Origin of the sequence: Micromonospora sp. NBRC 110037, from assembly GCF_001652995.1 — a bacterium.
Classification (GTDB): Bacteria; Actinomycetota; Actinomycetes; order Mycobacteriales; family Micromonosporaceae; genus Micromonospora; species Micromonospora chalcea.
The window spans coordinates 108,590-132,990 of record NZ_BBVA01000006.1; the positions used below are offsets into that span (position 1 = coordinate 108,590).

General features: G+C 72.2%; 22 protein-coding genes, 1 tRNA gene and 1 pseudogene. 19 read left to right on the plus strand and 5 right to left on the minus strand.

Annotated features, from left to right (window positions below; genetic code table 11):
- Positions 1 to 42 precede the first annotated feature (42 nt).
- A complete protein-coding gene (metG, locus tag A4R25_RS18935; RefSeq protein ID WP_064447758.1) occupies positions 43 to 1,845 on the plus strand; it encodes a methionine--tRNA ligase in 1,803 nt (600 codons plus the stop codon).
- A gap of 57 nt (positions 1,846 to 1,902) precedes the next feature.
- On the opposite strand, the gene A4R25_RS18940 is transcribed toward metG, so the two are convergent.
- Both A4R25_RS18940 and A4R25_RS18945 read right to left on the minus strand, forming a co-directional pair.
- Positions 1,903 to 2,754 (minus strand): alpha/beta fold hydrolase, encoded by an 852-nt coding sequence (locus tag A4R25_RS18940; RefSeq protein ID WP_043326820.1) that lies wholly within the window; start codon positions 2,752 to 2,754, stop codon positions 1,903 to 1,905.
- A gap of 61 nt (positions 2,755 to 2,815) precedes the next feature.
- Complete coding sequence (locus A4R25_RS18945; protein ID WP_064447608.1) at positions 2,816 to 4,060, minus strand: hypothetical protein; 1,245 nt, start codon at positions 4,058 to 4,060, stop codon at positions 2,816 to 2,818.
- 81 nt (positions 4,061 to 4,141) lie between these two features.
- On the opposite strand from A4R25_RS18945, the gene A4R25_RS18950 reads away from it, so the two are divergent.
- The 6 genes from A4R25_RS18950 (at position 4,142) to A4R25_RS18975 (ending at position 10,034) form a co-directional block, all read left to right on the plus strand.
- Complete coding sequence (locus A4R25_RS18950) at positions 4,142 to 5,047, plus strand: TatD family hydrolase (RefSeq protein WP_064447609.1); 906 nt, start codon at positions 4,142 to 4,144, stop codon at positions 5,045 to 5,047.
- 79 nt (positions 5,048 to 5,126) lie between these two features.
- Complete coding sequence (gene rsmA, locus A4R25_RS18955; RefSeq protein WP_064447610.1) at positions 5,127 to 5,996, plus strand: 16S rRNA (adenine(1518)-N(6)/adenine(1519)-N(6))-dimethyltransferase RsmA; 870 nt, start codon at positions 5,127 to 5,129, stop codon at positions 5,994 to 5,996.
- 84 nt (positions 5,997 to 6,080) lie between these two features.
- Positions 6,081 to 7,034, plus strand: coding sequence for a 4-(cytidine 5'-diphospho)-2-C-methyl-D-erythritol kinase (locus A4R25_RS18960; RefSeq protein ID WP_064447611.1), 954 nt, complete (start codon positions 6,081 to 6,083; stop codon positions 7,032 to 7,034).
- 63 nt (positions 7,035 to 7,097) lie between these two features.
- Positions 7,098 to 8,897, plus strand: a complete 1,800-nt coding sequence (locus tag A4R25_RS18965) for an ABC-F family ATP-binding cassette domain-containing protein (RefSeq protein ID WP_064447612.1) — start codon at positions 7,098 to 7,100, stop codon at positions 8,895 to 8,897.
- Between the two features lie 97 nt (positions 8,898 to 8,994).
- The gene (locus A4R25_RS18970; protein WP_043326811.1) at positions 8,995 to 9,450 is read left to right on the plus strand and encodes a DUF4383 domain-containing protein; all 456 of its coding nucleotides are present in this window, start codon (positions 8,995 to 8,997) and stop codon (positions 9,448 to 9,450) included.
- Between the two features lie 116 nt (positions 9,451 to 9,566).
- Positions 9,567 to 10,034 (plus strand): DUF4383 domain-containing protein, encoded by a 468-nt coding sequence (locus A4R25_RS18975; protein WP_043326810.1) that lies wholly within the window; start codon positions 9,567 to 9,569, stop codon positions 10,032 to 10,034.
- Between the two features lie 24 nt (positions 10,035 to 10,058).
- Here A4R25_RS18975 and A4R25_RS18980 read toward each other — a convergent pair whose 3' ends face one another.
- Positions 10,059 to 10,727, minus strand: coding sequence for a TetR/AcrR family transcriptional regulator (locus tag A4R25_RS18980; protein ID WP_043326808.1), 669 nt, complete (start codon positions 10,725 to 10,727; stop codon positions 10,059 to 10,061).
- A gap of 78 nt (positions 10,728 to 10,805) precedes the next feature.
- Between A4R25_RS18980 and A4R25_RS18985 the strand changes: the two genes are divergently transcribed.
- From A4R25_RS18985 to A4R25_RS19025, 9 genes and pseudogenes are all read left to right on the plus strand, one after another.
- Positions 10,806 to 11,666, plus strand: coding sequence for a helix-turn-helix domain-containing protein (locus A4R25_RS18985; RefSeq protein ID WP_064447613.1), 861 nt, complete (start codon positions 10,806 to 10,808; stop codon positions 11,664 to 11,666).
- Between the two features lie 15 nt (positions 11,667 to 11,681).
- Positions 11,682 to 11,753: transfer RNA gene (locus tag A4R25_RS18990), tRNA-Gln, on the plus strand.
- A 76-nt stretch (positions 11,754 to 11,829) separates the two neighbouring features.
- Positions 11,830 to 13,395, plus strand: a pseudogene (gene glmU / locus A4R25_RS18995) (bifunctional UDP-N-acetylglucosamine diphosphorylase/glucosamine-1-phosphate N-acetyltransferase GlmU); the annotation flags it as partial.
- Positions 13,396 to 13,451: 56 nt separating this feature from the next.
- Positions 13,452 to 14,432, plus strand: coding sequence for a ribose-phosphate diphosphokinase (locus A4R25_RS19000; protein ID WP_030501163.1), 981 nt, complete (start codon positions 13,452 to 13,454; stop codon positions 14,430 to 14,432).
- 284 nt (positions 14,433 to 14,716) lie between these two features.
- Positions 14,717 to 15,412 carry a 50S ribosomal protein L25/general stress protein Ctc gene (locus A4R25_RS19005; protein WP_013283957.1) on the plus strand — a complete coding sequence of 232 codons (696 nt, stop codon included), beginning with the start codon at positions 14,717 to 14,719 and terminating at the stop codon, positions 15,410 to 15,412.
- A 100-nt stretch (positions 15,413 to 15,512) separates the two neighbouring features.
- A complete protein-coding gene (pth, locus tag A4R25_RS19010; RefSeq protein ID WP_043326805.1) occupies positions 15,513 to 16,103 on the plus strand; it encodes an aminoacyl-tRNA hydrolase in 591 nt (196 codons plus the stop codon).
- Between the two features lie 39 nt (positions 16,104 to 16,142).
- Entirely contained in the window at positions 16,143 to 16,976 is an 834-nt protein-coding gene (locus A4R25_RS19015; protein ID WP_043326804.1) for an inositol monophosphatase family protein, read from the plus strand.
- Positions 16,977 to 17,055: 79 nt separating this feature from the next.
- The gene (gene cysD / locus A4R25_RS19020) at positions 17,056 to 17,967 is read left to right on the plus strand and encodes a sulfate adenylyltransferase subunit CysD (RefSeq protein WP_030501167.1); all 912 of its coding nucleotides are present in this window, start codon (positions 17,056 to 17,058) and stop codon (positions 17,965 to 17,967) included.
- Positions 17,967 to 19,268 carry a sulfate adenylyltransferase subunit 1 gene (locus tag A4R25_RS19025; protein WP_064447614.1) on the plus strand — a complete coding sequence of 434 codons (1,302 nt, stop codon included), beginning with the start codon at positions 17,967 to 17,969 and terminating at the stop codon, positions 19,266 to 19,268. The genes cysD and A4R25_RS19025 overlap by 1 nt, the downstream gene beginning before the upstream one ends.
- Positions 19,269 to 19,368: 100 nt before the next feature.
- On the opposite strand, the gene galK is transcribed toward A4R25_RS19025, so the two are convergent.
- Both galK and galE read right to left on the minus strand, forming a co-directional pair.
- Complete coding sequence (gene galK, locus A4R25_RS19030) at positions 19,369 to 20,523, minus strand: galactokinase (RefSeq protein ID WP_043326802.1); 1,155 nt, start codon at positions 20,521 to 20,523, stop codon at positions 19,369 to 19,371.
- Complete coding sequence (gene galE, locus A4R25_RS19035; protein ID WP_043326801.1) at positions 20,520 to 21,506, minus strand: UDP-glucose 4-epimerase GalE; 987 nt, start codon at positions 21,504 to 21,506, stop codon at positions 20,520 to 20,522. Before galE ends, galK begins: the two co-directional genes overlap by 4 nt.
- A 177-nt stretch (positions 21,507 to 21,683) precedes the next feature.
- Here galE and A4R25_RS19040 point away from each other — a divergent pair, with 177 nt between their 5' ends.
- From A4R25_RS19040 to A4R25_RS19050, 3 genes are read left to right on the plus strand one after another with little or no spacing between them, the layout of a single operon-like run.
- Positions 21,684 to 22,700 (plus strand): hemolysin family protein, encoded by a 1,017-nt coding sequence (locus A4R25_RS19040; RefSeq protein WP_223201244.1) that lies wholly within the window; start codon positions 21,684 to 21,686, stop codon positions 22,698 to 22,700.
- A 33-nt stretch (positions 22,701 to 22,733) separates the two neighbouring features.
- Positions 22,734 to 23,759 (plus strand): tryptophan--tRNA ligase, encoded by a 1,026-nt coding sequence (trpS, locus tag A4R25_RS19045; protein WP_043326798.1) that lies wholly within the window; start codon positions 22,734 to 22,736, stop codon positions 23,757 to 23,759.
- 17 nt (positions 23,760 to 23,776) lie between these two features.
- Entirely contained in the window at positions 23,777 to 24,364 is a 588-nt protein-coding gene (locus A4R25_RS19050) for a 2'-5' RNA ligase family protein (RefSeq protein WP_043326796.1), read from the plus strand.
- Positions 24,365 to 24,401: the final 37 nt, after the last annotated feature.

Consider the following 24,401-nt stretch of genomic DNA (forward strand, 5'->3'; position numbering starts at 1 on the left):
TGGTTCGCGGCCCGCCCACCGCAATCACTAGGCTTGCTGCTCATGAGTCACGTTCTCGCCGCGGTCGCCTGGCCCTACGCCAACGGCCCGCGCCACATCGGCCACGTATCCGGATTCGGCGTTCCCTCCGACGTCTTCGCCCGGTACATGCGGATGGCCGGCCACGACGTGCTCATGGTCTCCGGCACCGACGAACACGGCACCCCGATCCAGGTGCAGGCCGACGCCGAGGGAGTCACCCCGCGCGAACTGGCCGACCGCTACAACCGGGTGATCGCCGAGGACCTGCGGGCGCTGGGCCTGTCGTACGACCTGTTCACCCGCACCACCACGCGCAACCACTACGCCGTGGTGCAGGAGCTGTTCACCGGCCTGTACCGCAACGGCTACATCGTCCCGAAGGTCACCACCGGCGCGATCTCCCCGTCCACCGGCCGGACGCTGCCCGACCGCTACATCGAGGGCACCTGCCCGATCTGCGGCTACGACAGCGCGCGCGGCGACCAGTGCGACAACTGCGGCAACCAGCTCGACCCGATCGACCTGATCGACCCCAAGTCGAAGATCAACGGGGAGACGCCGGAGTTCGTCGAGACCGAGCACTTCTTCCTCGACCTGCCCGCCCTGGCCGACGCGCTGCGGCAGTGGCTGGACAACCGCGAGGGCTGGCGCCCGAACGTGCTGCGGTTCTCCCGCAACCTGCTCGACGACCTCCAGCCCCGGGCCATCACCCGCGACCTGGAGTGGGGCGTGCCGATCCCGCTGGACGACTGGCGGGACCGGCCGGACAAGCGGATCTACGTCTGGTTCGACGCGGTCATCGGCTACCTGTCCGCGTCCATCGAGTGGGCCCGCCGCACCGGCGACCCGGAGGCCTGGCGCAAGTGGTGGTCGGCGGACGGGGAAGGGAAGGACGCCCGCTCCTACTACTTCATGGGCAAGGACAACATCGTCTTCCACTCGGTGATCTGGCCGGCGCTGCTCGGCGGCTACTCCGGTGAGGGGGCCCGCGACGGCGAGCCGGGCGAGCTGGGCCGGCTCAACCTGCCCACCGAGGTCGTGTCCAGCGAATACCTCACCATGGAGGGGCGGAAGTTCTCCTCCTCCCGCAAGGTGGTCATCTACGTCCGGGACTTCCTGGAGCGCTACGACGCCGACGCGCTGCGCTACTTCATCGCGGTGGCCGGCCCGGAGAGCAACGACACCGACTTCACCTGGGCCGAGTTCCTGCGCCGCAACAACGACGAACTGGTCGCCGGCTGGGGCAACCTGGTCAACCGGTCGGTGTCGATGGCGGCGAAGAACTTCGGCGCCGTCCCACCGGTCGACCCGGCCGGGCTCACCGAGGCCGACCAGGCGCTGCTGGACACCGCGAAGGCGGGCTTCGCCACCGTCGGCGACCTGATCGCCCGGCACCGGCAGAAGCAGGCCATCGGCGAGGCCATGAAGGTCGTCGCCGAGGCCAACAAGTACCTCTCCGAGCAGGCGCCCTGGAAGCTCAAGGGCGAGGACGACAAGCCCCGCATGGGCACCATCCTGCACGTCGCGCTCCAGGTGGTCAGCGACGCCAACACGCTGCTCACCCCGTTCCTGCCGCACTCCGCCCAGAAGATCCACGAGCTGCTCGGCGGCACCGGCACGCACGCCCCGATGCCGGTGATCGAGGAGGTCGACGACCTCGACGGCGGGCCGTCGTACCCGGTGCTGACCGGTGACTACACGGTCGGGGCGCGCTGGGAGTCCGTACCCCTGGAAGTGGGCCGGCCGCTCGCGGCGCCGAAGCCGGTGTTCCGCAAGCTCGACCCGTCCATCGTCGAGGAGGAGCTGGCCCGGCTGACCGGCTGAGCACGCGCGCGAACCGCGGCCCCGGGGATCTCCCCGGGGCCGCGATCGTCCGCCGGATCAGGCGGTCGCCATGCTCGGCTTGCCGATGAACTCCATGATGGCCTTGTTGACCTCGGTGGGATGGGTCCACGGCGTGCCGTGCGGCGCACCCTTCAGCGTGACCAGCTTGGCGTCGGACAGCATGTTCACCAGCCGCTGGCCCGTCACCGGGAACGGCAGCACGTTGTCCTTGTCGCCCTGGATGATCAGCACCGGCACGTCGATGTTCGGCAGGTCACCGCGGAAGTCGGTCTGCCAGGCGTCCACCGAGTCGTGGGTGCCCTTGGCCGACGCCTGCGCGCCGATCTGCCAGTGCGCGTGGTACGCCTCGTCGCTGACCAGCTTCCCCCGGTTCTCACTGGCGTTGAAGAACGCGTCGCAGAACTGGGTCAGGTAGGCGAACCGGTCCTGGATGATCGCCTTCTGGAACCCCTCGAACATGCTCTTGTCGACGCCCTCCGGGTCGTCGGGCGTCTTCAGCAGGTACGGCGCCAACGGGGCCAGCAGGACCGCCCGGTCCACCCGGTCCGACCCGTACGCGCCCAGGTAGCGGGTCACCTCACCGGTGCCCATGGAGTGCCCGACCAGGATCGCGTTGCGCAGGTCCAGCTCGGTCATCAACACGTCCAGGTCGGCGGCGAACGTGTCGTAGTCGTAGCCCATGGCCGGCTGCGCGGAGTTGCCGAACCCACGCCGGTCGTACGTGATCACCCGGTACCCGGCGTTCAGCAGCGGACCGCTCATCTTCTCCCAGGTCGCCCCGTTGAACGGGAAACCGTGGATCAGCACGATCGGCTGACCGGAACCGTGATCCTCGTAGTACAGGTCGATGGGTGCGGAGTTCTCCGTACCGACGGTGACGAAAGGCATGTCGGGATTCCCCCTCAGCGCGGGCTTCTCGGACCCCAACGGCTTCCCGACCTGCCCCCGTCTATTCGTGCCGGGCCGGATAGGGCAGGTCCACCACCCGGTCGTCGGTCAGCTCGCCGCCCGGCGCCCAGACCTCGTACACGCCGCGTTCCAGACACTGCGCGCCGGTCGCGGCCACCGCGTCCGGATCCGGGCGGCGCAGCCGCAACCGCAGCCAGCCACCCTCCTCCCGCAGCACCAGGCACGGCGCCCCGCGCCAGGTCGCCGTGCGCAGCCGCCGGGCCGCCGCGTCCACCGGGTAGCGGGCCGCCCGGGTCATCGCCAGCACCCGGAACCCGCCCGGCTGGTCGGCCACCGCCTCGTACTCCGAACCCGCGTACGTGCCGACGAGCCGGGTCGAGCGCGGCGCCTCGCCGGTCGGCACGTACTCCTGATCGGCGGCCAGGCCGGGCACCGCGGCGAGCAGGTGCCGCCACTGCGGACCCGCCAGGCGCAGCCAGCCCCGCTGCTCCGCCTGGTAGGTGTAGAGCACCACCTCCACGCCCTCGGCCGGGTAGGCCAGCAGCGTGGCGTTCGCCGGCATCGGCAGGTCGGCGAACTCCCGGGTGACGAACTCCGGCACGAGCTGCGCGCTGCTCGGCACGAACCCGGTGCCCAGCACCGGCGGCCCGAGCCGGTCCCGGGGCGGCAACGCCATGAGGCCGCGGTGCGCCTCGCCCACCGGCACGTCGTAGTCGGCCGGGTCGGCGGCCCGCCAGCGCAGCGCGTACGCCACGTCACCGCCCTCGGAGTCGCCCCGCAGCACCGCCATCCCGGCTGGCGTCCGCAGGTGCGCCACGTCGTGCTCCCGGTAGCAGAAGCCGTGCGGCAGCCACCCCCGCACGTAGCCGGCGAGCTGCCGGGCGGAGAGCACCTTCACCATCCGGGTGCCCGGCCGGATCACCGCCGAGGCCCGCACCGCGGCCAGCGTCGGGTCACCCGCCGCCCCCGGCTGCTGGCTGAGCCGGTGTACGTACGCCCAACCCCGGTCCCGGTGCACCGGCATCAGCAGCGGCGCGTCCGTCTCGTCGACCGTCCCAGGGCCCCCGTGCACCGCGTCCACCTCGGTCGCGTGCACGAACCGGCGCCACGGATAGCCGCCCCCGGGCCGGGGACACCACTCGAAGCCAGGTGCCTCGTCGGCGCTGAACAGCTCGTACGCCGCGCCCCGGGCGATCTCCTCGGCCGGGTGCACCCGGCCGGCGTACGTCACGCGCAACCCGGCCCGGTCGGAGGCGGGCCCACCGGCATGGTCGGTGACTGTCACTCCGGGACGCTAAGCCCGCCAGATGTGGGGCGTGTGAACGGCCGGTGGCGGTCCGGGAACGCCGCACCGGGCCGGTGTGTGATGCTGGCCGCGATGACCGAGCAGACCGAGACCCGCAAGCAGCGCGCCGCCCGCCGGGCCGGGGAGTTCCCGCCCGCACCCGAGCCGCTGCCCGTACCCGTGCCGGACAGCCACACCCACCTCGACATCACCGTCGGCGAGTTCGGCACACCGCCGGGCGGCGCCTCCGGCGACGACCCGGTGGCCGCCGCGATCGCCGTCGCCGCCCGGGCCGGCGTGGACCGGCTGGTCCAGGTCGGCGTGGACGTCGACTCGTCCCGGTGGGGCGCCGACGTCGCCGACCGGTACGCAGCGGTGCTCGCCACCGTCGCGCTGCACCCGAACGAGGCGCCCCGGCTGGCCGACCTGGACGAGGCGCTGCGCGAGATCGAGACGCTCGCCGGCCGGGACCGGGTCCGGGGCGTCGGCGAGACCGGGATGGACTTCTTCCGTACCGGCGAGGAGGGGCGGGCCGCGCAGGAGGAGAGCTTCCGGGCACACATCGCCATCGCGAAGCGGCACGGCAAGGCGCTGGTCATCCACGACCGCGACGCGCACGCCGACGTGCTGCGCGTCGTCGACGACGAGGGCGCCCCGGACACCGTGGTCATGCACTGCTTCTCCGGCGACGCCGACTTCGCCCGCGAGTGCGTCCGGCGCGGCTTCCTGCTCAGCTTCGCCGGCACCGTCACGTTCGGCAGCGCCGCCGCGCTGCGCGAGGCCGCCGCCGTCACCCCGCCGGAGCAGATGCTGGTGGAGACCGACGCGCCGTACCTCACCCCGATGCCGCACCGGGGACGGCCCAACGCCTCGTACCTGATCCCGCTGACCGTCCGCTTCCTCGCCGAGACCACCGGCGCCGACCTGGACACCCTCTGCGCCGCCATCTCCACCAACGGTGAGCGCGCGTTCGGCCCGTGGCGTTAAGAAGGGGCCCCTCCATATCGCGAGGCGTTAAGAAGGGGCCCTTCCTTCCCCTCGGGCGGGGGCGCTTACGCTACGGGGCGTGACCGGACTCCTCGGCCCGGCGGAGATCCGGGAACTCGCCGCGCGCCTCGGCGTCACGCCGACCAAGAAGCTCGGCCAGAACTTCGTGCACGACCCGAACACAGTGCGCCGCATCGTCACCACCGCCGGGCTGACCCCGGACGACGTGGCGCTGGAGGTCGGCCCCGGCCTCGGCTCGCTCACGCTCGCCCTGATCCCGGTCGCCGCGCACGTGCACGCCGTGGAACTCGACCCGGTGCTCGCCGCCGCGCTGCCGGAGACCGCCGCCCGCTTCGCCGGCGAGGCCGCCGGGCGGCTCACCGTCCACCCAGCCGACGCGCTGCGGGTCACCGCCGCCGACCTGGCCGACCCGGCGCCGACCGCGCTGGTGGCGAACCTGCCCTACAACGTCGCCGTGCCGGTCGTGCTGCACCTGCTCGCCGAGCTGCCCACACTGCGGCACGGCCTGGTGATGGTGCAGAAGGAGGTCGCCGACCGGCTCGTCGCCGGTCCCGGCTCCAAGGTGTACGGCATCCCGTCGGTCAAACTCGCCTGGTACGCCCGCTCCCGGGCCGCCGGCAAGGTCCCGCCGAACGTGTTCTGGCCGGTGCCGAACGTCGACTCCGGTCTGGTCGCGTTCACCAGGCGCGAACCGCCCCGGCCGGACGTACCCCGGAAGGCCGTCTTCGCCGTCGTCGACGCCGCGTTCGCGCAGCGCCGCAAGACGCTGCGCGCCGCCCTGGCCGGCTGGGCCGGCGGCGCGGACCGGGCCGCCGCGGCGCTCGCCGCGGCCGGCGTGGACCCGTCCGCACGCGGCGAATCGCTCACCGTGGAGCAGTTCGCCGCCATCGCCGCGTCGGCCCCCGACGGCTCCGCCGCCGAGCAGTAGGCTGGCGCCGTTGCCCGACCCCGCCGAGGAGCTGACCGTGCAGAAGCCGTTCGACATCCGCCCGCGTCCAGGGGAGCGCACCCGGTGACCGAGGCATGGCGACCGGAGGACGAGGACGGGCAGCGGCGCGGGGCCAGCGGCCCGGTCAAGGTGCGGGTGCCCGCCAAGGTCAACCTGCATCTCGGGGTGGGACCGCTGCGCCGTGACGGCTACCACGAGCTGAACACCGTCTACCACGCGATCTCCATCTACGACGAGCTGACCGCCCGGCGCGGCGACACCCTCACCCTCACCATGGAGGGCGAGGGCGCCGGGGAGCTGGCGCTGGACGACACCAACCTGGCGCTGCGCGCCGCGCACGCGCTCGCCGGCTACGCGGGCGTCGCCCCGCACGCCCGGCTGCACCTGCGCAAGCAGATCCCGCTCGCGGGCGGGCTCGCCGGCGGCAGCGCCGACGCCGCCGCCGCGCTCGTCGCCTGCGACACGCTCTGGGGCACCGGGCTGTCCCGCGACGAACTGGCCGGCATCGCCGCCGACCTCGGCTCCGACGTGCCGTTCCTCATCCACGGCGGCACCGCGCTCGGCACCGGCCGCGGCGAGACGGTCAGCCCGGTGCTCGCCCGCCCCACCTCCTGGCACTGGGTGGTGGCGATCGCCGACGGCGGCCTGTCCACCCCGGCCGCCTACCGGGAACTGGACCGGCTACGCGACGCCGGGGCCGCCGGGACGCCGCTGGGCAGCACCGACGCGCTGCTCGCCGCGCTGCGCCAACGCGACCCGCGGGTCCTCGCCGCCACGCTCGGCAACGACCTCCAGGACGCCGCGCTGACCATGCGCCCGTCGCTGGCCGAGACGCTCAAGGCCGGCGAGGCCGCCGGCGCGCTCGCCGGCATCGTCTCCGGCTCCGGACCCACCTGCGTCTTCCTCGCCGCCGGCGAGTCCGACGCGGGGCGGATCGCCGCCGAGCTGACCGCCGCCGGGGTGTGCCGGGAGGCCCGCGTCGCGCACGGACCGGTCGCCGGCGCCCGCGTGGTCTGACGCCCCGTACCCTTGACTCAGGCGTCCCGGGCCCCGGGACGCCTGAGTCGTGAAAGGTGGGGAATGGCCAACATCGTCAACCTGGACCGGGTGTCCAAGGGGTACGGCGCCGCCGGGCCGCTGCTCACCGACGTCTCGCTCGGCCTCGACGACGCCGACCGGGTCGGCGTGGTGGGCCTCAACGGCGCCGGCAAGTCGACGCTGCTGCGGCTGCTCACCCGCACCGAGGAACCCGACGACGGCCGCGTCACCCACCGCCGCGACCTGCGCGTCGCCTGGCTGCCGCAGCGCCTGGACCTGGCCCCCGACCTCACCGTGCGGGACGTCGTGCTCGGCACCGCCTGGCTCGGCGAGAGCATGGGCGCCGAGCACGAGTGGGCCGGCGACGCGGGCGTGCGCGCCATCCTCGACGGCCTCGGCATGCCCCACCTCGGCCTGGACACGCCGGTCGGCCCGATGTCCGGCGGGGAACGCCGCCGGGTCGCGCTCGCCGCGCTGCTGGTCCGCGACGCCGACCTGCTCGTCCTCGACGAGCCCACCAACCACCTGGACGTCGGTGGCGTCGACTGGCTGGCCCGGCACCTCGTCACCCGCAAGGGCGCGCTCGTCGTGGTCACCCACGACCGCTGGTTCCTCGACGCCGTCTGCACCACCACCTGGGAGGTCGCCGACCAGACCGTCCGGGCGTACGAGGGCGGCTTCGCCGCGTGGACGCTGGCCCGCGTCGAGCGGCAGCGCGTGGCCGCCGCCACCGAGGCCCGCCGGCAGAACCTGCTCCGCAAGGAGATCGCCTGGCTGCGCCGCGGTGCCCCGGCGCGCACCTCCAAGCCCAAGTTCCGCATCGACGCGGCGAACGCGCTCATCGCCGACGTCCCGGAACCCCGCGACACCATGTCGCTGCAACGGCTCGCCACCGCCCGGCTCGGCAAGCAGGTGTACGACCTCGAACACGTGCGGCTGCACGCCGGCCCGAAGGAGATCCTGCACGACACCACCTGGCAGGTCGGGCCCGGCGACCGGGTGGCCATCCTCGGGCGCAACGGCGCCGGCAAGACCACCCTGCTGCGGATGCTCGCCGGGGTGACCGGCCCCGACGGCGGGCGCTTCGCCGCCGGGCAGACCGTCCGGCCCGCGTTCCTCTCCCAGGAACTCGCCGAACTCCCCGGCCACCTGCGCGTGCTGGAAGCCGTCGAAGAGGTGGCCCGGCGCGTGCAGTTCGGCGACCGGGAGATCAGCGCCGCCCAGCTCGCCGAGATCTTCGGCTTCGACGACCGGCGGCTCTGGACCCCGGTGAGCGACCTGTCCGGCGGGGAACGCCGCCGCCTGCAGATGCTGCGGCTGCTCGCCGGGGAACCCAACGTGCTCCTGCTCGACGAGCCCACCAACGACCTGGACACCGACACGCTCGCCGCGCTGGAGGACCTGCTCGACTCCTGGCCCGGCACGATCGTGGTGGCCAGCCACGACCGCTACCTGATCGAGCGGGTCACCGACGTCGCGTACGGCATGTTCGGCGACGGCCGGCTGGTGCACCTGCCCGGCGGCGTCGACGAGTACCTGGCGCGCGCCGCCGCGGCCGGCGGCCCGGCGCCCGCCGACCTCACCCCGGCCACCGCGGCGCCGGAACGCGAGGGCATGTCCGCCGCCGAGGTACGCACGGCGAAGAAGGAACTCAACCGGCTGGAACGGCAGATCGCCAAGCTGGAACAGAAGGAGGCGGCCCTGCACGAGCAGCTCGCCGCGAACGCCACCGACTACGCCCGGGTCGCCGAGCTGGACGCACAGCTCAAGGAGGTACGGGCCGAGCGGGACCGCACCGAGGAGACCTGGCTGGCCCTGGCCGAGGAGCTGCCGGGCGGCTGACCTGCCGCCGGGGTGGGGGGTGTGCGGCGTCACTGACCGGCGTACGGGACAATCACCGGTGGAACCCTCGTCCGAACGGTCTTTTGGAGACGCAGAGATGGCCCACACCCCCGTCAACCACCCCGCGCGGCCGATCTACCGGGCGATCGGCGGGATCGTTGGTCTGTACTTCGTCGTCTTCGGCGGCCTCGGCGTCATCGCCAGCGCCGGTGGCGATTTCTTCGCCCAGGACGACACCAAGGTTCTCGGCCAGGGCACCAACATGGCGTTCTCGCTGGTGTCGGTGCTCGTCGGCGTCGTGATCCTGGTCGGCACCGCGATCGGCCGCAACCTCGACGTGGCGATCAACCAGTGGCTGGCCTACACCCTGATGGTGATCGGCCTGGGCTCGCTGGCGTTCCTGCAGACCGACGTCAACATCTTCAACTTCTCGATCATGACCGACGTCGTGGTCCTGACCCTGGCGCTGGTGCTCCTGATGGCCGGCATGTACAGCAAGGTCGGCTCCGACGAGGAGCACGAGGCATGGCAGAAGGCCCGCCTGGTGCTCTGATCCCTCCTCGTACGAAGGCCCGGCGCGCCGCGCGCCGGGCCTTCGGTGTTTTCCGGACGCGAACGGACAACCCAGGCGACAATTGCCCCGAATCAGTCGCACGACTGGAGGGCACCATGGCGCACTTCCCGGTGAACCACCCCGCGCGGCCCCTCTACCGGGTGCTGTCCGGGCTCATCGGCCTCTACATCCTCGTCTTCGGCGTCTACGGCGTCTTCCTGACCTGGGGCGAAGGGCTGTTCGGCCGGGGCAGCAACTGGGCGCTGGGCCTGCGCACCAACCTGGCCTTCTCGCTGGTCTCGGTCGTCTTCGGCGCGGTCCTGCTGGTCGGCGCGTCCCGCCGCACCAATCTCGGCCACTACATGAACCTCACCGCCGGCGTGGTCTTCCTGGTCACCGGCATCCTGATGATGTCGGTGCTGCAGACCTCGGCGAACTTCCTCAACTTCTCGATGTCCACGGTCATCGTGTCGCTGCTGTTCGGGCTGATCCTGCTCGCCACCGGCCTGTACGACAAGGTCGGCACCGCCGAGCACGCCGAGGAGGAACGGCAGCGCCGCTACCACCCGATCGGCGAGCGCTGACGCGGCTGTTGCGCTGACGCGGCGTCAGCCCCGGGGGATCGGCCCGGGCTTCGACTCCAGGTGCGACAACCCGTTCCAGGCCAGGTTCACCAGGTGCGCCGCCACCGTCTCCTTGCGCGGCTTGCGCACCTCCAGCCACCAGCGCCCGGTCAACGCCACCATGCCCACGAGCGCCTGGGAGTAGAGCTCGGCGAGCTTCGGGTCGTACCCCCGGATGGAGAACTCGCCCGCCAGGATGTGCTCCACCTGGTGCGCCACGTCGTTCATCACGCTGCTGAAATTGCCGGTCGCCGACATCAGCGGCGACTCCCGGACCAGCACCCGGAACCCGCTGGTCTCCTCCTCGATGTAGGTCAGCAGCGTCAACGCGGCCTGCTCCAGCAGCTCCCGCGGATTGCCCGCGGTCAGCGCCGTGGTGATCCGGTCCAGCAGGGCCCGGACCTCCCGGTCCACCACCACCGCGTAGAGCCCTTCCTTGCCGCCGAAGTGCTCGTAGACCACCGGCTTGGACACCTTGGCGCGCGCCGCCACCTCCTCGATCGAGGTCGCGTCGAAGCCGCGCTCGGCGAAGATCTGCCGGGCGATCGAGATCAACTGCTCGCGCCGCTGCGTCGCGGACATCCGCACCCGGGACGGCTTCGCCGCCGGCGCGGGCCGCCGCCGGGCGCGGTCACTGCCGGGAACGTCGGTCACCCGCCCCATCCTGCCAGGCGAGGCGTACGCGGTCCGACCGGACGCCTCGTTGTCGTACGTACGTTCTAAGTTCGGTCCATGGTCGACCCACTCGCCGCCGAGGCGCGCCGCCTGCGTGTCGAGGAGCAGCTCTCCGTCGCCGACATCCGGGCCCGCCTGGGCATCGGCCGCGATCGGGTGTACGCGCTGCTGCGCGGCGTCCCGCCGCCGGAGTGGACCCGCCGGCCCCGTGCCCGTGACGACGACCGCGCCGAGGCGCTGCGGCTGCGGGCGGCCGGCCGATCCGTCAACCAGATCGCGGAGCAGCTCGGCGTGGCGAAGTCGACCGCGTACCAGTGGGTGCGGCACCTGCCGTTGAACCCGGACGACGCGACGGCCGAGCGGCGACGTGCCCATTCACGAGCGATGACGGAGGCGCGCTGGAGCGCGTACCGGGAGTCGCGGGACGCCGCGCAGGCCGCGGAACACGCCAGGTCCGCCGGGGTGGTCGGCGGGCTCGGTGAGCGGGATCTGCTGATGTTGGGCGCCGCGATCTACTGGTGCGAGGGCGCCAAGTCGAAGCCCTGGCGTCGACCGGTGACGGTCCAGTTCGTCAACACCGATCCGGGATTGCTGGCCCTCTTCCTCCGCTTCCTCGAAGTGTGCGGCGTGGACCGGACCGTGCCGACCTACCGGGTGAGCATCCACGAGTCAGCGGACGCGGAGGCGGCTGTGCGTTGGTGGGTGCGGCGGCTGCGACTGCCCGCCGAGCGGTTTCGCCGCACGGTGCTCAAGCGGCACAACCCGACCACGCCGCGGCGGAACACAGGCGACACCTATCACGGATGCCTTGTGATCACGGTGCCCCGCAGTCGCGAGCTCTACTGGCAGATCGAAGGTATGATCGCCGAGCTGTTCCGGATCACGGACGAGGCGCAAGGAAAAGTCGCTGATCCGTAGGTCTTGACATAGCGATGGGGTGTGGGGTAACGGCAACCCGCAGGCCTTTGGAGCCTTGAGCTCCTGGTTCGAATCCAGGCACCCCAGCTCATTCGTCGGATCGCTCCTGGGCGAACGACGTTTGTGTGGCCGGATGCGAATTGTGGCGAGCCGCGTGGTTAGCATGACCGCGAGACTGTCGCCGTCCCGACGGGAGAGCCACGTCGTGTCCCAGCCCCACCTCCGCACCGTTGTCGTGCTCGCCGCCGGTGAGGGCAAGCGGATGAAGTCGTCCCTGCCCAAGGTGCTGCACCCACTGCTCGGCCGTACCCTGCTCGGTCACGTCCTCGCCGCGGCCGGGCCGCTGCGCGCGGACCGCACCGTGGTGGTGGTCGGCCACGGCGCCGACCAGGTCCGGGCGCACCTGACCGACGTGGCCCCGGCGGCGACGCCGGTGCTCCAGGAGCGCCAGCTCGGCACCGGGCACGCGGTCCGCATCGCGCTGGACGCGGTGCCGGACGCGACCGGCACCGTCGTGGTGATCAACGGGGATGTGCCGCTGCTGCGGCCGGAGACGGTTCGGGCGCTCGTCGAGGCGCACGAGGAAGCCGCCGCGGCGGCGACGGTGCTGGCGGCCGAGGTGCCGGACCCGACCGGGCTGGGCCGGATCGTGCGGGACGTGCAGGGGCGGCTGGAGCAGATCGTGGAGGAGCGGGACGCCACGCCCCAGCAGCGCGCGCTGCGGGAGATCAACGCGGGCATCTACGCGTTCGACGCGGCCCGCCTGCGGGAGGCGCTGGGCAAGCTCTCCACCGACAACGACCAGGGCGAGGAGTACCTGACCGACGTCTTCGCGCTGCTGCGCGACGCCGGGGAGCCGGTGGCGGTGCACTGCGCCGCCGACCACGTGGAGACGCTCGGCTGCAACGACCGGGTGGAGCTGTCCGCGCTGCGGCGGCTGCTGCGGGACCGGGTGAACGAGGGCTGGATGCGTACCGGGGTCAGCATCCTCGACCCGCACACGACGTGGATCGACGTGACGGTGACCGTGGAACGGGATGCGGTGATCGACCAGAACACGCAGCTCCAGGGCGCCACGGTAGTCGGCGCGGGCGCGCTCGTCGGCCCGGACACCACGCTCGTGGACACGGTGGTGGGCGCGGGCGCGAGCGTGGTGCGCTCCCACGCGCTCGGCGCCGAGGTGGGGCCGGAGGCCAGCGTGGGGCCGTACGCGTACCTGCGGCCGGAGTCGCGGCTGGGCCGCAAGGCGAAGGTCGGCACGTTCGTGGAGACCAAGAAGACGTCGATCGGTGAGGGCTCGAAGGTGCCGCACCTGTCGTACGTGGGGGACGCGACGATCGGCGACCACAGCAACATCGGCGCGGCCACCGTCTTCGTCAACTACGACGGGGTACGCAAGCACCACACCACCATCGGCAGCCACGCGCGTACCGGAGCGGACAACATGTTCGTGGCGCCGGTGCGGGTCGGCGACGGCGCGTACACGGCTGCGGGTTCGGTGATCACCGGGGACGTGCCGCCGGGCGCGATGGCGGTGGCGCGGGGCCAGCAGCGCAACGTGGAGGGCTGGGTGCTGCGCAAGCGGGCCGGCACGGAGGCCGCGGAGGCGGCGCGGCGGGCCAGTGAGGATGCGCCGGAGTCGGGCGCAGCCGCAAGGGAAGGTGACTGACTCCACGGGGATCGGCGGGCCGTGGGTGGATCGCTGAACCGGGGGCATACTGCAACCGAACACTCCCCGGCCTCACCGCCGCCGGGCACCACCGACATACGGGAGCAGACGGGCCCATGGGCAGCATCGTCGCCGAAAACCGCAAGAGCCTGATGCTCTTCTCCGGGAGGGGTTTTCCGGAGCTGGCCAAGGAGATCGGTGAGGTGCTCGGCGTCGCGCCGACGCCGGCCGACGCGTACGACTTCGCCAACGGCGAGATCTTCGTCCGGTACAAGGACTCGGTTCGTGGTTCGGACGCCTTCGTGGTGCAGTCCGTGACGCACGGCGTGAACACCTGGGTCATGGAGACCCTGATCATGGTCGACGCGCTGAAGCGCGGTTCGGCCAAGCGGATCACCGTGGTGCTGCCGTTCTACCCGTACGCGCGGCAGGACAAGAAGCACCGCGGCCGGGAGCCGATCTCGGCGCGGCTGATCGCCGACCTGCTCAAGACGGCGGGCGCGAACCGCATCCTGACCGTCGACCTGCACACCGCGCAGATCCAGGGCTTCTTCGACGGCCCGGTGGACCACCTGTTCGCCATGGACGTGCTGGCGGAGTACGTGGAGCACAAGTACGCGGGCCGCCCGATGACTGTGGTGGCGCCGGACTCGGGCCGGGTACGTGTGGCGGAGCGCTGGACCGACCGGCTGGGCGGCTGCCCGCTGGCGTTCATCCACAAGACCCGCGATCCGCTCAAGCCGAACCAGGTCGTGGCGAACCGGGTGGTCGGTGAGGTCGAGGGCCGGGTGTGCCTGATCGTGGACGACATGATCGACACCGGTGGCACGATCACCAAGGCGGCGGACATCCTCAAGGAGCAGGGCGCGGCGGAGATCGTGGTCGCCTCGACCCACGCGCTGCTGTCCGATCCGGCGACGGAGCGGCTGAAGAACAGCCCGATCAGCGAGGTCGTGGTGACGAACACGCTGCCGCTGCCGTCGGAGAAGCAGTTGGACAAGCTGACCGTGCTGTCGATCGCCCCGCTGCTGGCGCGGGCGATCCGGGAGGTCTTCGACGACGGTTCGGTGACCACCCTGTTCGGTGGCCTGAGCTGAGGAGTGCCGGTCCGGTCGCCGGTGTTCCGGCGGCCGGGCCGATGCCCTGCGGAACCGGCGGCGCGGTGATATGGGGGACTGCCGGAGAGCCGGGAATTCCCTCGGGTAGACTGGTGCGGTTGCCACGGCGAGGGTGCCCGGCGGGCTGCTGACAAGCACCGCACGGAGGCGCCGTCATCGACGCGGTGCTCCGGGCGGTCGTTCATGACCCTAGCCCCAGCGAGCCCCTCGCCCCAGCACCGCCAGACGACAAGCCGCCGCAGCGAAGCATCAGGAGTTTCCCCGTGTCCGAGGTAAAGATCAGCGCCGAGCCCCGTACCGAGTTCGGCAAGGGTGGTGCCCGTCGTACCCGCCGGGCCGGCAAGGTGCCCGCCGTGCTGTACGGCCACGGCGAGAAGCCCAAGCACATCGCGCTTCCGGCGCGGGAGTTCGCCGCCGCGATCCGTAAGGGCGGCGCGAACCAGCTCTTCGCGATCGAGGTCAGCGACGGCACCCAGGTGCTGGCGCTGCCGAAGGCGATCCAGCGTGACCCGATCAAGGACACCTTCGAGCACGTGGACCTGCTGCTGGTCCGCCGGGGCGAGAAGGTCACCGTCGAGGTCCCGGTCCAGCTGACCGGTGAGGCCGCGAAGGACACGCTGATCGTGCACGACCACGACACGCTGTCGGTGACCGCCGACGCGACCAAGGTGCCGGACCACCTGGAGGCGTCGATCGAGGGCGCCGAGCCGGGCACCACGATCACCGCCGCCGACGTCGAGCTGCCGGCCGGCGTCGAGCTGGCCACCGACGAGGAGACCGCTGTCGCCTCGGTGACCGCCGCTCCGACCGCCGAGCAGCTCGAGGCCACCCTCCCCGAGGTCGAGGAGGCCACCGAGGAGGCCGAGGCCGAGGTCGGCGAGGAGACCGCCGAGGGTGCCGAGGGCGCTCCGGCCGCCGAGGGCGAGGAGGCCCCGGCCGAGGCGAAGACCGAGGCCTGACCGGTCCGCAAGGCTGTGCGACAGGCGTCCCCGGTTCCCGGGGGCGCCTGTCGGCGTATCGGGACGGCTGGTCGGGGAAGCGAGCGGGAAGGGGCGTCGGGTGACGGACGAGGCGGGGCCGTGGCTGGTGGTCGGCCTGGGCAACCCCGGCCGGGAGTACGCGGGCAACAGGCACAACGTCGGGTTCATGGTGGCCGACCTGCTGGCGGCCCGGGTGGGCGCGAAGTTCGGGCGGCACAAGCGCGCGATGGCCGAGGCCGCCGAGGGGCGGCTGGGGTTCGGCGGGCCGAAGCTGGTGCTGCTCAAGCCGTTGACGTACATGAACCTCTCCGGCGGCCCGGTGGCCGGGTTGGCGCAGTTCCACAAGATCCCGCCGGCGCACGTGATCGCGGTGCACGACGAGCTGGACATCCCGTACGGGCAGGTGCGGGTGAAGTGCGGCGGCGGCGAGGGCGGCCACAACGGTCTGCGTTCGATGTCGAAGTCGCTCGGCACGAAGGACTACGTGCGGGTGCGGTTCGGCATCGGCCGGCCGCCGGGCCGGCAGGACCCGGCTGACTACGTACTCTCGGATTTCTCCCCGTCGGAGCGCAAGGAGCTGGAGTTCCTGGTGGACCGCGCGGCGGACGTGGTGGAGTCGGTGGTTCTCAAGGGCGTGGAGCCGACGCAGAACCTGTACCACGGGGGCTGAGCAGTGGCCGGGGACCGAAGGGCGGGCGACGGGAGCATCATGGGCAGTCCTCCGATGATCGACGGCGGCTTCGCCCGGTGGCTGGCGTCGCGGGCCGGTCAGGCGCTGACGGCGTTGCGGACGGAGATGGGGTTCGCCGACGCGGGCGCGCTCCGGTCGGCCGGGGACAAGGTCTCGCACGATCTGATCCGCACCGAGCTGGCGAAGTGGCGGCCGGCGGACGCGGTGCTGTCGGAGGAGGACGAGGGTTCGCGGCTGGCCTGGACGGCGGAGGTGACGGACGCGGCGTTGTCGCGCCTGAACGCCGACCGGGTCTGGATCGTCGATCCGCTGGACGGCACCCGGGAGTACGCGGAGGAGGGGCGCTCGGACTGGGCGGTGCACGTGGCGCTCTGGTCGCGTCACGCGTCGACGCCGCACGGTCTGGTCGCGGGCGCGGTGGGCCTGCCGGCCCAGCACCGGGTGCTCGGCACGGACCATCCGCCGGCGTATCCGCCGATGACAGTGGAGGCGGCCGTGGGCGGCGGCCGGCGGGTCATCCGGTTGGCGGCCAGTCGTAGCCGTCCGCCGGTTTTCCTGACCGATCTGGCAGAGGACGTCGGCGCTCATCTGGTCCCGATGGGCTCGGCGGGCGCGAAGATCGCCGCCGTGGTCACCGGTGAGGTCGACGCGTACATCCACGCGGGCGGTCAGTACGAGTGGGATTCGGCCGCTCCGGTCGCTGTGGCGACGGCCACCGGTCTGCATGCTTCCCGGATCGACGGTTCTGCGCTGAAATACAACGGGGCCGACCCGCGTCTACCGGATCTGCTGGTCTGCCGCAAGGATCTCGCGAGTCGGTTGCTTGCAGCGTTGCAGCGGCATTCCGGGTAACCTGAGCGTTCTTCTTCACGAGTCCGACCTGAAAGGTCTGGAATCCGATGTACGGATCCGTGCGAATCGAGTTCGTGTCATGACGTCCCCCGCCGCGTACCAGGTGTCGCACCTCGACGCCCTTGAGGCGGAGAGCATCTTCGTGATGCGCGAGGTGGTCGCCGAGATGGAGCGGCCGGTGCTGCTCTTCTCCGGCGGCAAGGACTCGATCGTGATGCTCCGGTTGGCCCAGAAGGCGTTCGCGCCGGCCAACATCCCCTTCCCGGTGATGCACGTGGACACCGGGCACAACTTCCCCGAGGTGCTCGACTACCGCGACCAGCGGGTGGCCGAGCTGGGCCTGCAGCTGATCGTGGCGAGCGTGCCGGAGGCGCTGAACAAGGGCCTGGTCCGCGAGTCCGCCGACGGCATGCGCAACCGGATCCAGACGCCGGTGCTGCTGGAGGCGGTGGAGAAGCACCGCTTCGACGCGCTGTTCGGCGGCGCCCGGCGCGACGAGGAGAAGGCGCGGGCCAAGGAGCGGGTGTTCAGCTTCCGCGACGAGTTCGGCCAGTGGGACCCGAAGAACCAGCGTCCGGAGCTGTGGGCGCTGTACAACGGCCGGCACCACCCGGGCGAGTCGATCCGGGTGTTCCCGCTGTCGAACTGGACCGAGCTGGACGTGTGGCACTACATCGCGCGGGAGCGGATTCCGCTGCCGTCGATCTACTACGCGCACGAGCGCGAGGTGATCGAGCGCGACGGCATGCTCTACGCGGTGAACGAGTTCTTCCGGGCCCGCGCCGGTGAGCAGCCGTTCAAGGCCCAGGTGCGGTACCGGACCGTGGGTGACGCCTCCTGCACCGCGGCGGTCCGGTCGGACGCCGACACGGTGGAGAAGGTGATCGAGGAGGTGGCCGCCACGCGGATCACCGAGCGCGGCGCGACCCGTGGTGACGACCGGGTCAGCGAGGCCGCCATGGAGGACCGCAAGCGAGAGGGCTACTTCTGATGAGCGTCGAGACCCTGGCGCCGGCCGAGAGCGACACCGCGCGGCCGATGGACCTGCTGCGGTTCGCCACCGCGGGCAGCGTCGACGACGGCAAGTCGACGCTCATCGGCCGTCTGCTCTACGACACCAAGTCGCTGTTCACCGACCAGCTCGCCGCCGTCGAGGCGGTCAGCGCGGCGCGTGGCGACGAGTACACCAACCTGGCGCTCCTCACCGACGGCCTGCGCGCCGAGCGGGAGCAGGGCATCACCATCGACGTGGCGTACCGCTACTTCGCCACGCCGCGGCGCAAGTTCATCATCGCCGACACCCCCGGGCACATCCAGTACACCCGGAACATGGTCACCGGCGCCTCCACCGCCGACCTGGCGCTGATCCTGGTGGACGCGCGTAAGGGCCTGGTGGAGCAGTCCCGCCGGCACGCGTTCCTCTGCTCGCTGCTGCGGGTGCCGCACCTGGTTCTCTGTGTCAACAAGATGGACCTGGTCGACTGGTCGCAGGAGGTCTACGAGCGGATCGCCGACGAGTTCACCGCGTTCGCGGCGAAGCTCGACGTGCCGGACCTGACTGTGGTGCCGGTCTCCGCGCTCAAGGGCGACAACATCGTCACCCGCTCGGAGAACATGCCGTGGTACGAGGGTCCGTCGCTGCTGCACCACCTGGAGCGGGTGCACATCGCCTCCGACCGCAACCTGGTCGACGTGCGGTTCCCGGTGCAGTACGTGATCCGGCCGCAGTCCACCACCGTCACCGACTACCGGGGCTACGCCGGGCAGGTGGCTTCCGGTGTGCTCAAGCCGGGCGACGAGATCATGGTGCTGCCGTCCGGCTTCACCAGCCGGATCGCGGCGGTGGAGACCGCCGACGGCCCGGTGGACGAGGCGTTCCCGCCGATGTCGGTGACGGTCCGGCTGACCGACGAGCTGGACATCTCCCGCGGCGACATGATCTGCCGGCCGAACAACGCCCCGATGGCTGTGCAGGACATCGAGGCGATGGTCTGCTGGATGGACGAGACCCGCCCGTTGCAGGTCGGCGGCAGGTACGCGATCAAGCACACCACCCGCTCGGCGCGGGCGATCGTGCGTGGCCTGCACTACCGGCTGGACATCAACTCGCTGCACCGGGACGAGTCAGTGGGCGAGTTGAAGCTCAACGAGATCGGCCGGGTCCGGCTGCGCACCACGGTGCCGCTGCTGGCCGACGAGTACCGCCGCAACCGCACCACCGGCGGCTTCGTGATCATCGACGAGGCCACCAACCGTACGGTCGGCGCCGGCATGATCGTCGAGGCCGGCTGACCCCCTGCTTCGTAAGGAAGGGCCCCTTGTTAACAGCGCGCTGTTAACAAGGGGCCCTTCCTCTACCGCAGGCGTTAATAAGGGGCCCTTCCTTACACCCTCAGCCCAGGCGGGTGACGCCGTCGGCCGGGAGCACCGTGAGGGTGCCGGGGGCGGTGAAGCCGCGCTTCGCGTACGCCTCGGTGACGGCGGCGGCCACCGGGTCGGCGGCCTCGGCGTCGACCAGGGCGAGCACGCAGCCGCCGAAGCCGCCGCCGGTCATCCGGGCGCCGTACGCCCCGGCGGACAGCGCCGCCTCGACCGCGGTGTCGATCTCCGGCACGGTGATCTCGAAGTCGTCGCGCATGGAGGCGTGCGAGGCGGTCAGCAGCGGACCGGTGTCGCGGACCCGGCCGGCGCGCAGCAGCGCGACGGTGTCGAGCACCCGCTGGTTCTCGGTGACGACGTGCCGGACCCGGCGGCGGGTCTCGTCGTCGTCGAGGCGGGCCAGCGCGGCGTCGAGGTCGGCCACGTCGACGTCGCGCAGCGCGGTCACCCCGAGCGTCGCGGCGGCCCGCTCGCAGCTGCGGCGCCGGGCCGCGTACTCGCCGTCCGCGTGCCGGTGCGGCGCCCGGCTGTCGATCACCAGCACGGCCAGCCCGGCGGCGTCCAGGTCGAACGGGATCTGCTCGACCTCCTCGGTGCGGCAGTCGAGGAACAGGGCGTGCCCGGCCCGGCCGCGGATCACGGCGGACTGGTCCATGATCCCGGTGGGCGCGCCGACGTAGTCGTTCTCGGCCCGCTGGGCCAGCCGGGGCCACGCCTGCGCGGGCAGGTCGAGGCCGCCGAGGTCGACCAGCGCGGCCAGCACCGCCGACTCGATCGCGGCCGACGAGGAGAGCCCGGAGCCGACCGGCACGTCGGAGGCGACGGCGAGCCGCGCGCCCGGCACGTCGTGGCCGGCGGCGCGCAGCGCCCACACCACCCCGGCCACGTAGGCGGCCCAGCCGTCGACGCCGCCGGGCTCGTCGGCCTCCGCCGTGCCGAACTCGACCGGCTCGTCGTCCAGCTCCGACCAGACCGTCCAGCGTCCGTCGGGGGCGGGCGCGGCGGCGACCACGGTACGCAGCGGCAGCGCGAAGGGCAGCACGAAGCCGTCGTTGTAGTCGGTGTGCTCGCCGATCAGGTTGACCCGTCCGGGTGCCGCCCAGCGGCCGGCCGGCTCGGTGCCGTACCGCTGCCGGAAGCCGGCGGCGGCGCGGTCGGCAACGGTCATGAGGGCTGCCCCGCGACGTGGGCCCGGTAGAACGCCCAGGCGTCGCCGACCATGTCGTGCAGGGTGGGCTTGGCCGGCGTCCAGCCCAGCTCGTCGCGGGCCAGCGCGGAGGACGCGACCAGCTCGGCCGGGTCGCCCTCGCGGCGGGGGGCCACCTCGACCGGCACCGGGTGGCCGGTGACCTCGCGGACCACGTCGACCACCTGCCGGTTGGTGAAGCCGTTGCCGTTGCCCAGGTTGTAGATGCGGTGCCGGCCCGGGGTGGCGGCGTCGAGCGCGAGCAGGTGGGCGCGGGCCAGGTCCTCCACGTGGATGTAGTCGCGTACGCAGGTGCCGTCGACAGTGGGGTAGTCGTCGCCGAAGAGCTGGAGCTTCTCCCGCCGCCCGGCGGCCACGTCGAGCGCGATCGGGATGAGGTGCGTCTCCGGGTCGTGCCGTTCGCCGATGGCCAGCCCGTCGCGCAGGTACGCCCCGGCGACGTTGAAGTAGCGCAGCGAGACGGCGGCCAGGTCGTGCGCGATCGCCTCGGAGGTGAGCGCCATGTCGACGGCCAGCTTGGTCGCGCCGTAGGTGCTGGTGGGGGCCTTGACGGCCGTTTCCGGGATGGGTAGTTCGGTGGGGTTGCCGTAGACGGCGGCGGTGGAGGAGAAGACCATCCGGGGCACCCGGGCGGCGCGGACCGCGTCGATGAGCGCGATCGAGCCGACGGTGTTGGTGTGCCAGTACAGCTCGGGCCGGATCATCGACTCGCCGGCGGCGATGAGGGCCGCGAAGTGCAGCACGCCGTCGTACCCGGCGTCGGGGGTGAGCACCCGGGCGGCCTCGTGCACCGGCAGGTCGACGTGGGTCGCCTCGGGGGCGAGGGCTTCCCGGTGACCGGTGCGCAGGTCGTCCAGCACGGTCACCTGGTGGCCGTGGTCGAGCAGCATCCGGGTCACCACGCTGCCGATGTAGCCGGCGCCGCCGGTGACGAGCAGTTTCACGTCGGTCGTCCTCCTGCCTGGGCCGCGTCCCGCGGCCTTCCCGCGATCACCCTACGGCCGGGGGCGGTGTCGCGGCTGTCGAGTTGAGCCCGCCTCCATTCCATCACAATCCTTCATGACTGAACAGATCCGAACATCGGCCCGAGCGTACGGTGGCCGCTGTCTACCATCCTTCTCATGCGGGAGGGTGGTGGTCCCGGGCCCCGGCGGCGTCCGCCGGGGCGGCTCCGACGCGAACCCGGCCCGCTGGCCCGCACCGTGGCCCGCCTCGTGGTGCGGGCCGCCGACGGCGCCACCCGCCTGGTGACCGACCTGCTCGGCGCCAGCCCGGTCGCCGGCCGGGAGCGGATCAGCGAGGCCGAGCTGCGGGACCTGGTCGCGGCGAACACGCTGCTCGACGCCGACGAGCGCCGGATCATCGACGAGGTGCTGCTGGCCGGCGCCCGGCTCGTCCGCGAGGTCATGGTGCCCCGCACCGAGGTGGTCTTCCTCAGCGCGGCGCTGCCGCTGGCCCAGGCGCGGCGACTGGTCCGGGACGACCCGCACACCCGCTACCCGGTGGTCGACGGCACCCACGACGACGTGGTCGGCATGGTGCACCTGCGGGACGTGCTGCTGCGCCCGGAACCCGACCGGCCGCTGGTGGTCGGCGAGCTGACCCGCGAGGTGAAACGCCTGCCGGACAGCAAGCGCGTGCTCGCGGCGCTGACCGAGATGCGCCGGGAGGGCCACCACCTGGCCGTGGTCATCGACGAGTACGGCGGCACCGCCGGCATCGTCACCTGCGAGGACCTGGTCGAGGAACTGGTCGGGGAGATCCGCGACGAGGAGCACGGCCCGCCCGAGCCGGAATCCACCGGGCTGCCCGCCGTCGTGGACGGCCGGCTCAACCTGACCGACTTCGCCGAACGTACCGGGGTGCCGCTGCCCGCCGGCCCGTACGAGACGGTGGGCGGGTTCGTGATGGCCGCGCTGGGCCGGCTGCCGGTGGCCGGGGACGAGGTGCCGGTGGCGCTCGACCCGGAAGGCGGATCGGTCCCCGCCGATCCGGCCGGCTGGCTGCTGCGGGTGCTGGCGCTCGACGGCCGGCGGGTGTCCCGCCTGGCGGTCTCCGCCGCGCGGCTGCCCGAGCCCCGGCGTGAGGTGAACAGTCCGCTTCCGCCCGTACCCGCCCGATCCACCGGCCCGTCATGACGGACGCCGGGGCTTGCTGACAGAATTGCCGCCATGTCCGACGTACCCGCCCGCCCGCGCGTCTTCTCCGGCATCCAGCCGACGGCCGACTCGTTCCACCTCGGCAACTACCTGGGCGCGCTGCGGCACTGGGTGGCGTTGCAGGACAGCCACGACGCCTACTACTGCGTGGTCGACCTGCACGCGATCACCGCCGGGCACGACCCCAAGGTGCTCAAGCACCGCAGCCGGGTGGCCGCCGCGCAGCTGTTCGCGCTCGGCCTCGACCCGGAGCGCAGCACGCTGTTCGTCCAGTCGCAGGTGCCCGAGCACCCGCAGCTGGCCTGGGTGCTCGGCTGCATCACCGGGTTCGGCGAGGCCGGCCGGATGACCCAGTTCAAGGACAAGTCGCAGAAGCAGGGCAGCGAGCGGGCCAGCGTCGGCCTGTTCACGTACCCGATCCTGCAGGCCGCCGACATCCTGCTCTACCAGGCGAACGCGGTGCCGGTCGGCGAGGACCAGCGGCAGCACCTGGAGCTGTCCCGCGACCTGGCGCAGCGGTTCAACTCGCTGTTCGGGCGCACCTTCACGGTGCCCGCGCCGCACATCGTGAAGGACACCGCGAAGATCACCGACCTGCAGGACCCGACGGCGAAGATGTCGAAGTCGTCGTCCTCCCCGGCCGGCATCATCGACCTGCTGGAGGACCCGGCCCGCTCGGCCAAGAAGATCCGCTCGGCGGTCACCGACACCGGCCGCGAGATCGTCTTCGACGCCGAGGGCAAGCCGGGCATCAGCAACCTGCTCACCATCTACTCGGCGCTGTCCGGCCGGTCCATCGACGACCTGGTGGCCGCGTACGACGGCAAGGGCTACGGCGACCTCAAGAAGGACCTGGCCGAGGTGGTGCGCGAGTTCGTCACCCCGATCCAGGAACGCACGAACGGCTACCTGAACGACCCGGCCCAACTGGACAAGCTGCTCGCGCGGGGCGCGGAGAAGGCCCGCGTGGTGGCCGACGCGACGCTGCGTGCGGCGTACGAGCGGGTCGGTTTCTTCCCGCCGGTGCGGTTCGAGTAGCGGCCCGGGCGGGACGGGTGACGCAGCCGGAGGCCGGAGGGGTGGCGCGCGACGTGGCGGGCAATGACGCGGCGCCGGGCGGCGCGGACACGATCCAGATCGGGATCGCCGTCGACATCCCCGAGCCGTGGGGCGGGATGCTCACCCGCCGCCGGGTCGAGGCCGGCGACCCGGCGGCCGTCCCCGCGCACGTCACCCTGCTCGGGCCCACCGAGATTCCGGTACGCGCGCTGCCCGCCGTCGAGGAGCACCTGGACCGGGTCGCCGCCGCGCACCTGCCGTTCACGCTGCACCTGCGCGGCACCGGCACGTTCCGTCCGGTCACCCAGGTGGTCTTCGTGGCGGTGGCGGCCGGGATCAGCGAGTGCGAACTGCTGGCCGCCGCCATCAACTCCGCTCCCGAGCTGCGCCGCGAGCTGCGTTTCCCGTACCACCCGCACGTCACAGTGGCGCAGGACGTGCCACCCGAGGTGCTCGACAAGGCGTACGAGGATCTGGCCGACTTCTCCGCGCTGTTCCAGGTGGAGGCGTTCACGCTGTTCTCGCACAGCGGGGCTACCCGGTGGCAGCCCCGGCGCGACTTCCGGCTCGGCGGGGCGAGCTGAACATTCGACCGGCCGGGGCTCCTCCGCCACGGGCGGA

Coding starts and splice junctions, on each gene's coding strand:
- metG (WP_064447758.1), top strand. CDS start 43: ATGAGTCACGTTCTCGCCGCGGTCGCCTGGCCCTACGCCAACGGCCCG.
- A4R25_RS18940 (WP_043326820.1), bottom strand. CDS start 2,754: ATGCCTTTCGTCACCGTCGGTACGGAGAACTCCGCACCCATCGACCTG.
- A4R25_RS18950 (WP_064447609.1), top strand. CDS start 4,142: ATGCTGGCCGCGATGACCGAGCAGACCGAGACCCGCAAGCAGCGCGCC.
- A4R25_RS18965 (WP_064447612.1), top strand. CDS start 7,098: ATGGCCAACATCGTCAACCTGGACCGGGTGTCCAAGGGGTACGGCGCC.
- A4R25_RS18970 (WP_043326811.1), top strand. CDS start 8,995: ATGGCCCACACCCCCGTCAACCACCCCGCGCGGCCGATCTACCGGGCG.
- A4R25_RS18975 (WP_043326810.1), top strand. CDS start 9,567: ATGGCGCACTTCCCGGTGAACCACCCCGCGCGGCCCCTCTACCGGGTG.
- A4R25_RS18985 (WP_064447613.1), top strand. CDS start 10,806: ATGGTCGACCCACTCGCCGCCGAGGCGCGCCGCCTGCGTGTCGAGGAG.
- A4R25_RS19000 (WP_030501163.1), top strand. CDS start 13,452: ATGGGCAGCATCGTCGCCGAAAACCGCAAGAGCCTGATGCTCTTCTCC.
- A4R25_RS19015 (WP_043326804.1), top strand. CDS start 16,143: ATGGGCAGTCCTCCGATGATCGACGGCGGCTTCGCCCGGTGGCTGGCG.
- cysD (WP_030501167.1), top strand. CDS start 17,056: ATGACGTCCCCCGCCGCGTACCAGGTGTCGCACCTCGACGCCCTTGAG.
- A4R25_RS19025 (WP_064447614.1), top strand. CDS start 17,967: ATGAGCGTCGAGACCCTGGCGCCGGCCGAGAGCGACACCGCGCGGCCG.
- galK (WP_043326802.1), bottom strand. CDS start 20,523: ATGACCGTTGCCGACCGCGCCGCCGCCGGCTTCCGGCAGCGGTACGGC.
- A4R25_RS19040 (WP_223201244.1), top strand. CDS start 21,684: ATGCGGGAGGGTGGTGGTCCCGGGCCCCGGCGGCGTCCGCCGGGGCGG.
- trpS (WP_043326798.1), top strand. CDS start 22,734: ATGTCCGACGTACCCGCCCGCCCGCGCGTCTTCTCCGGCATCCAGCCG.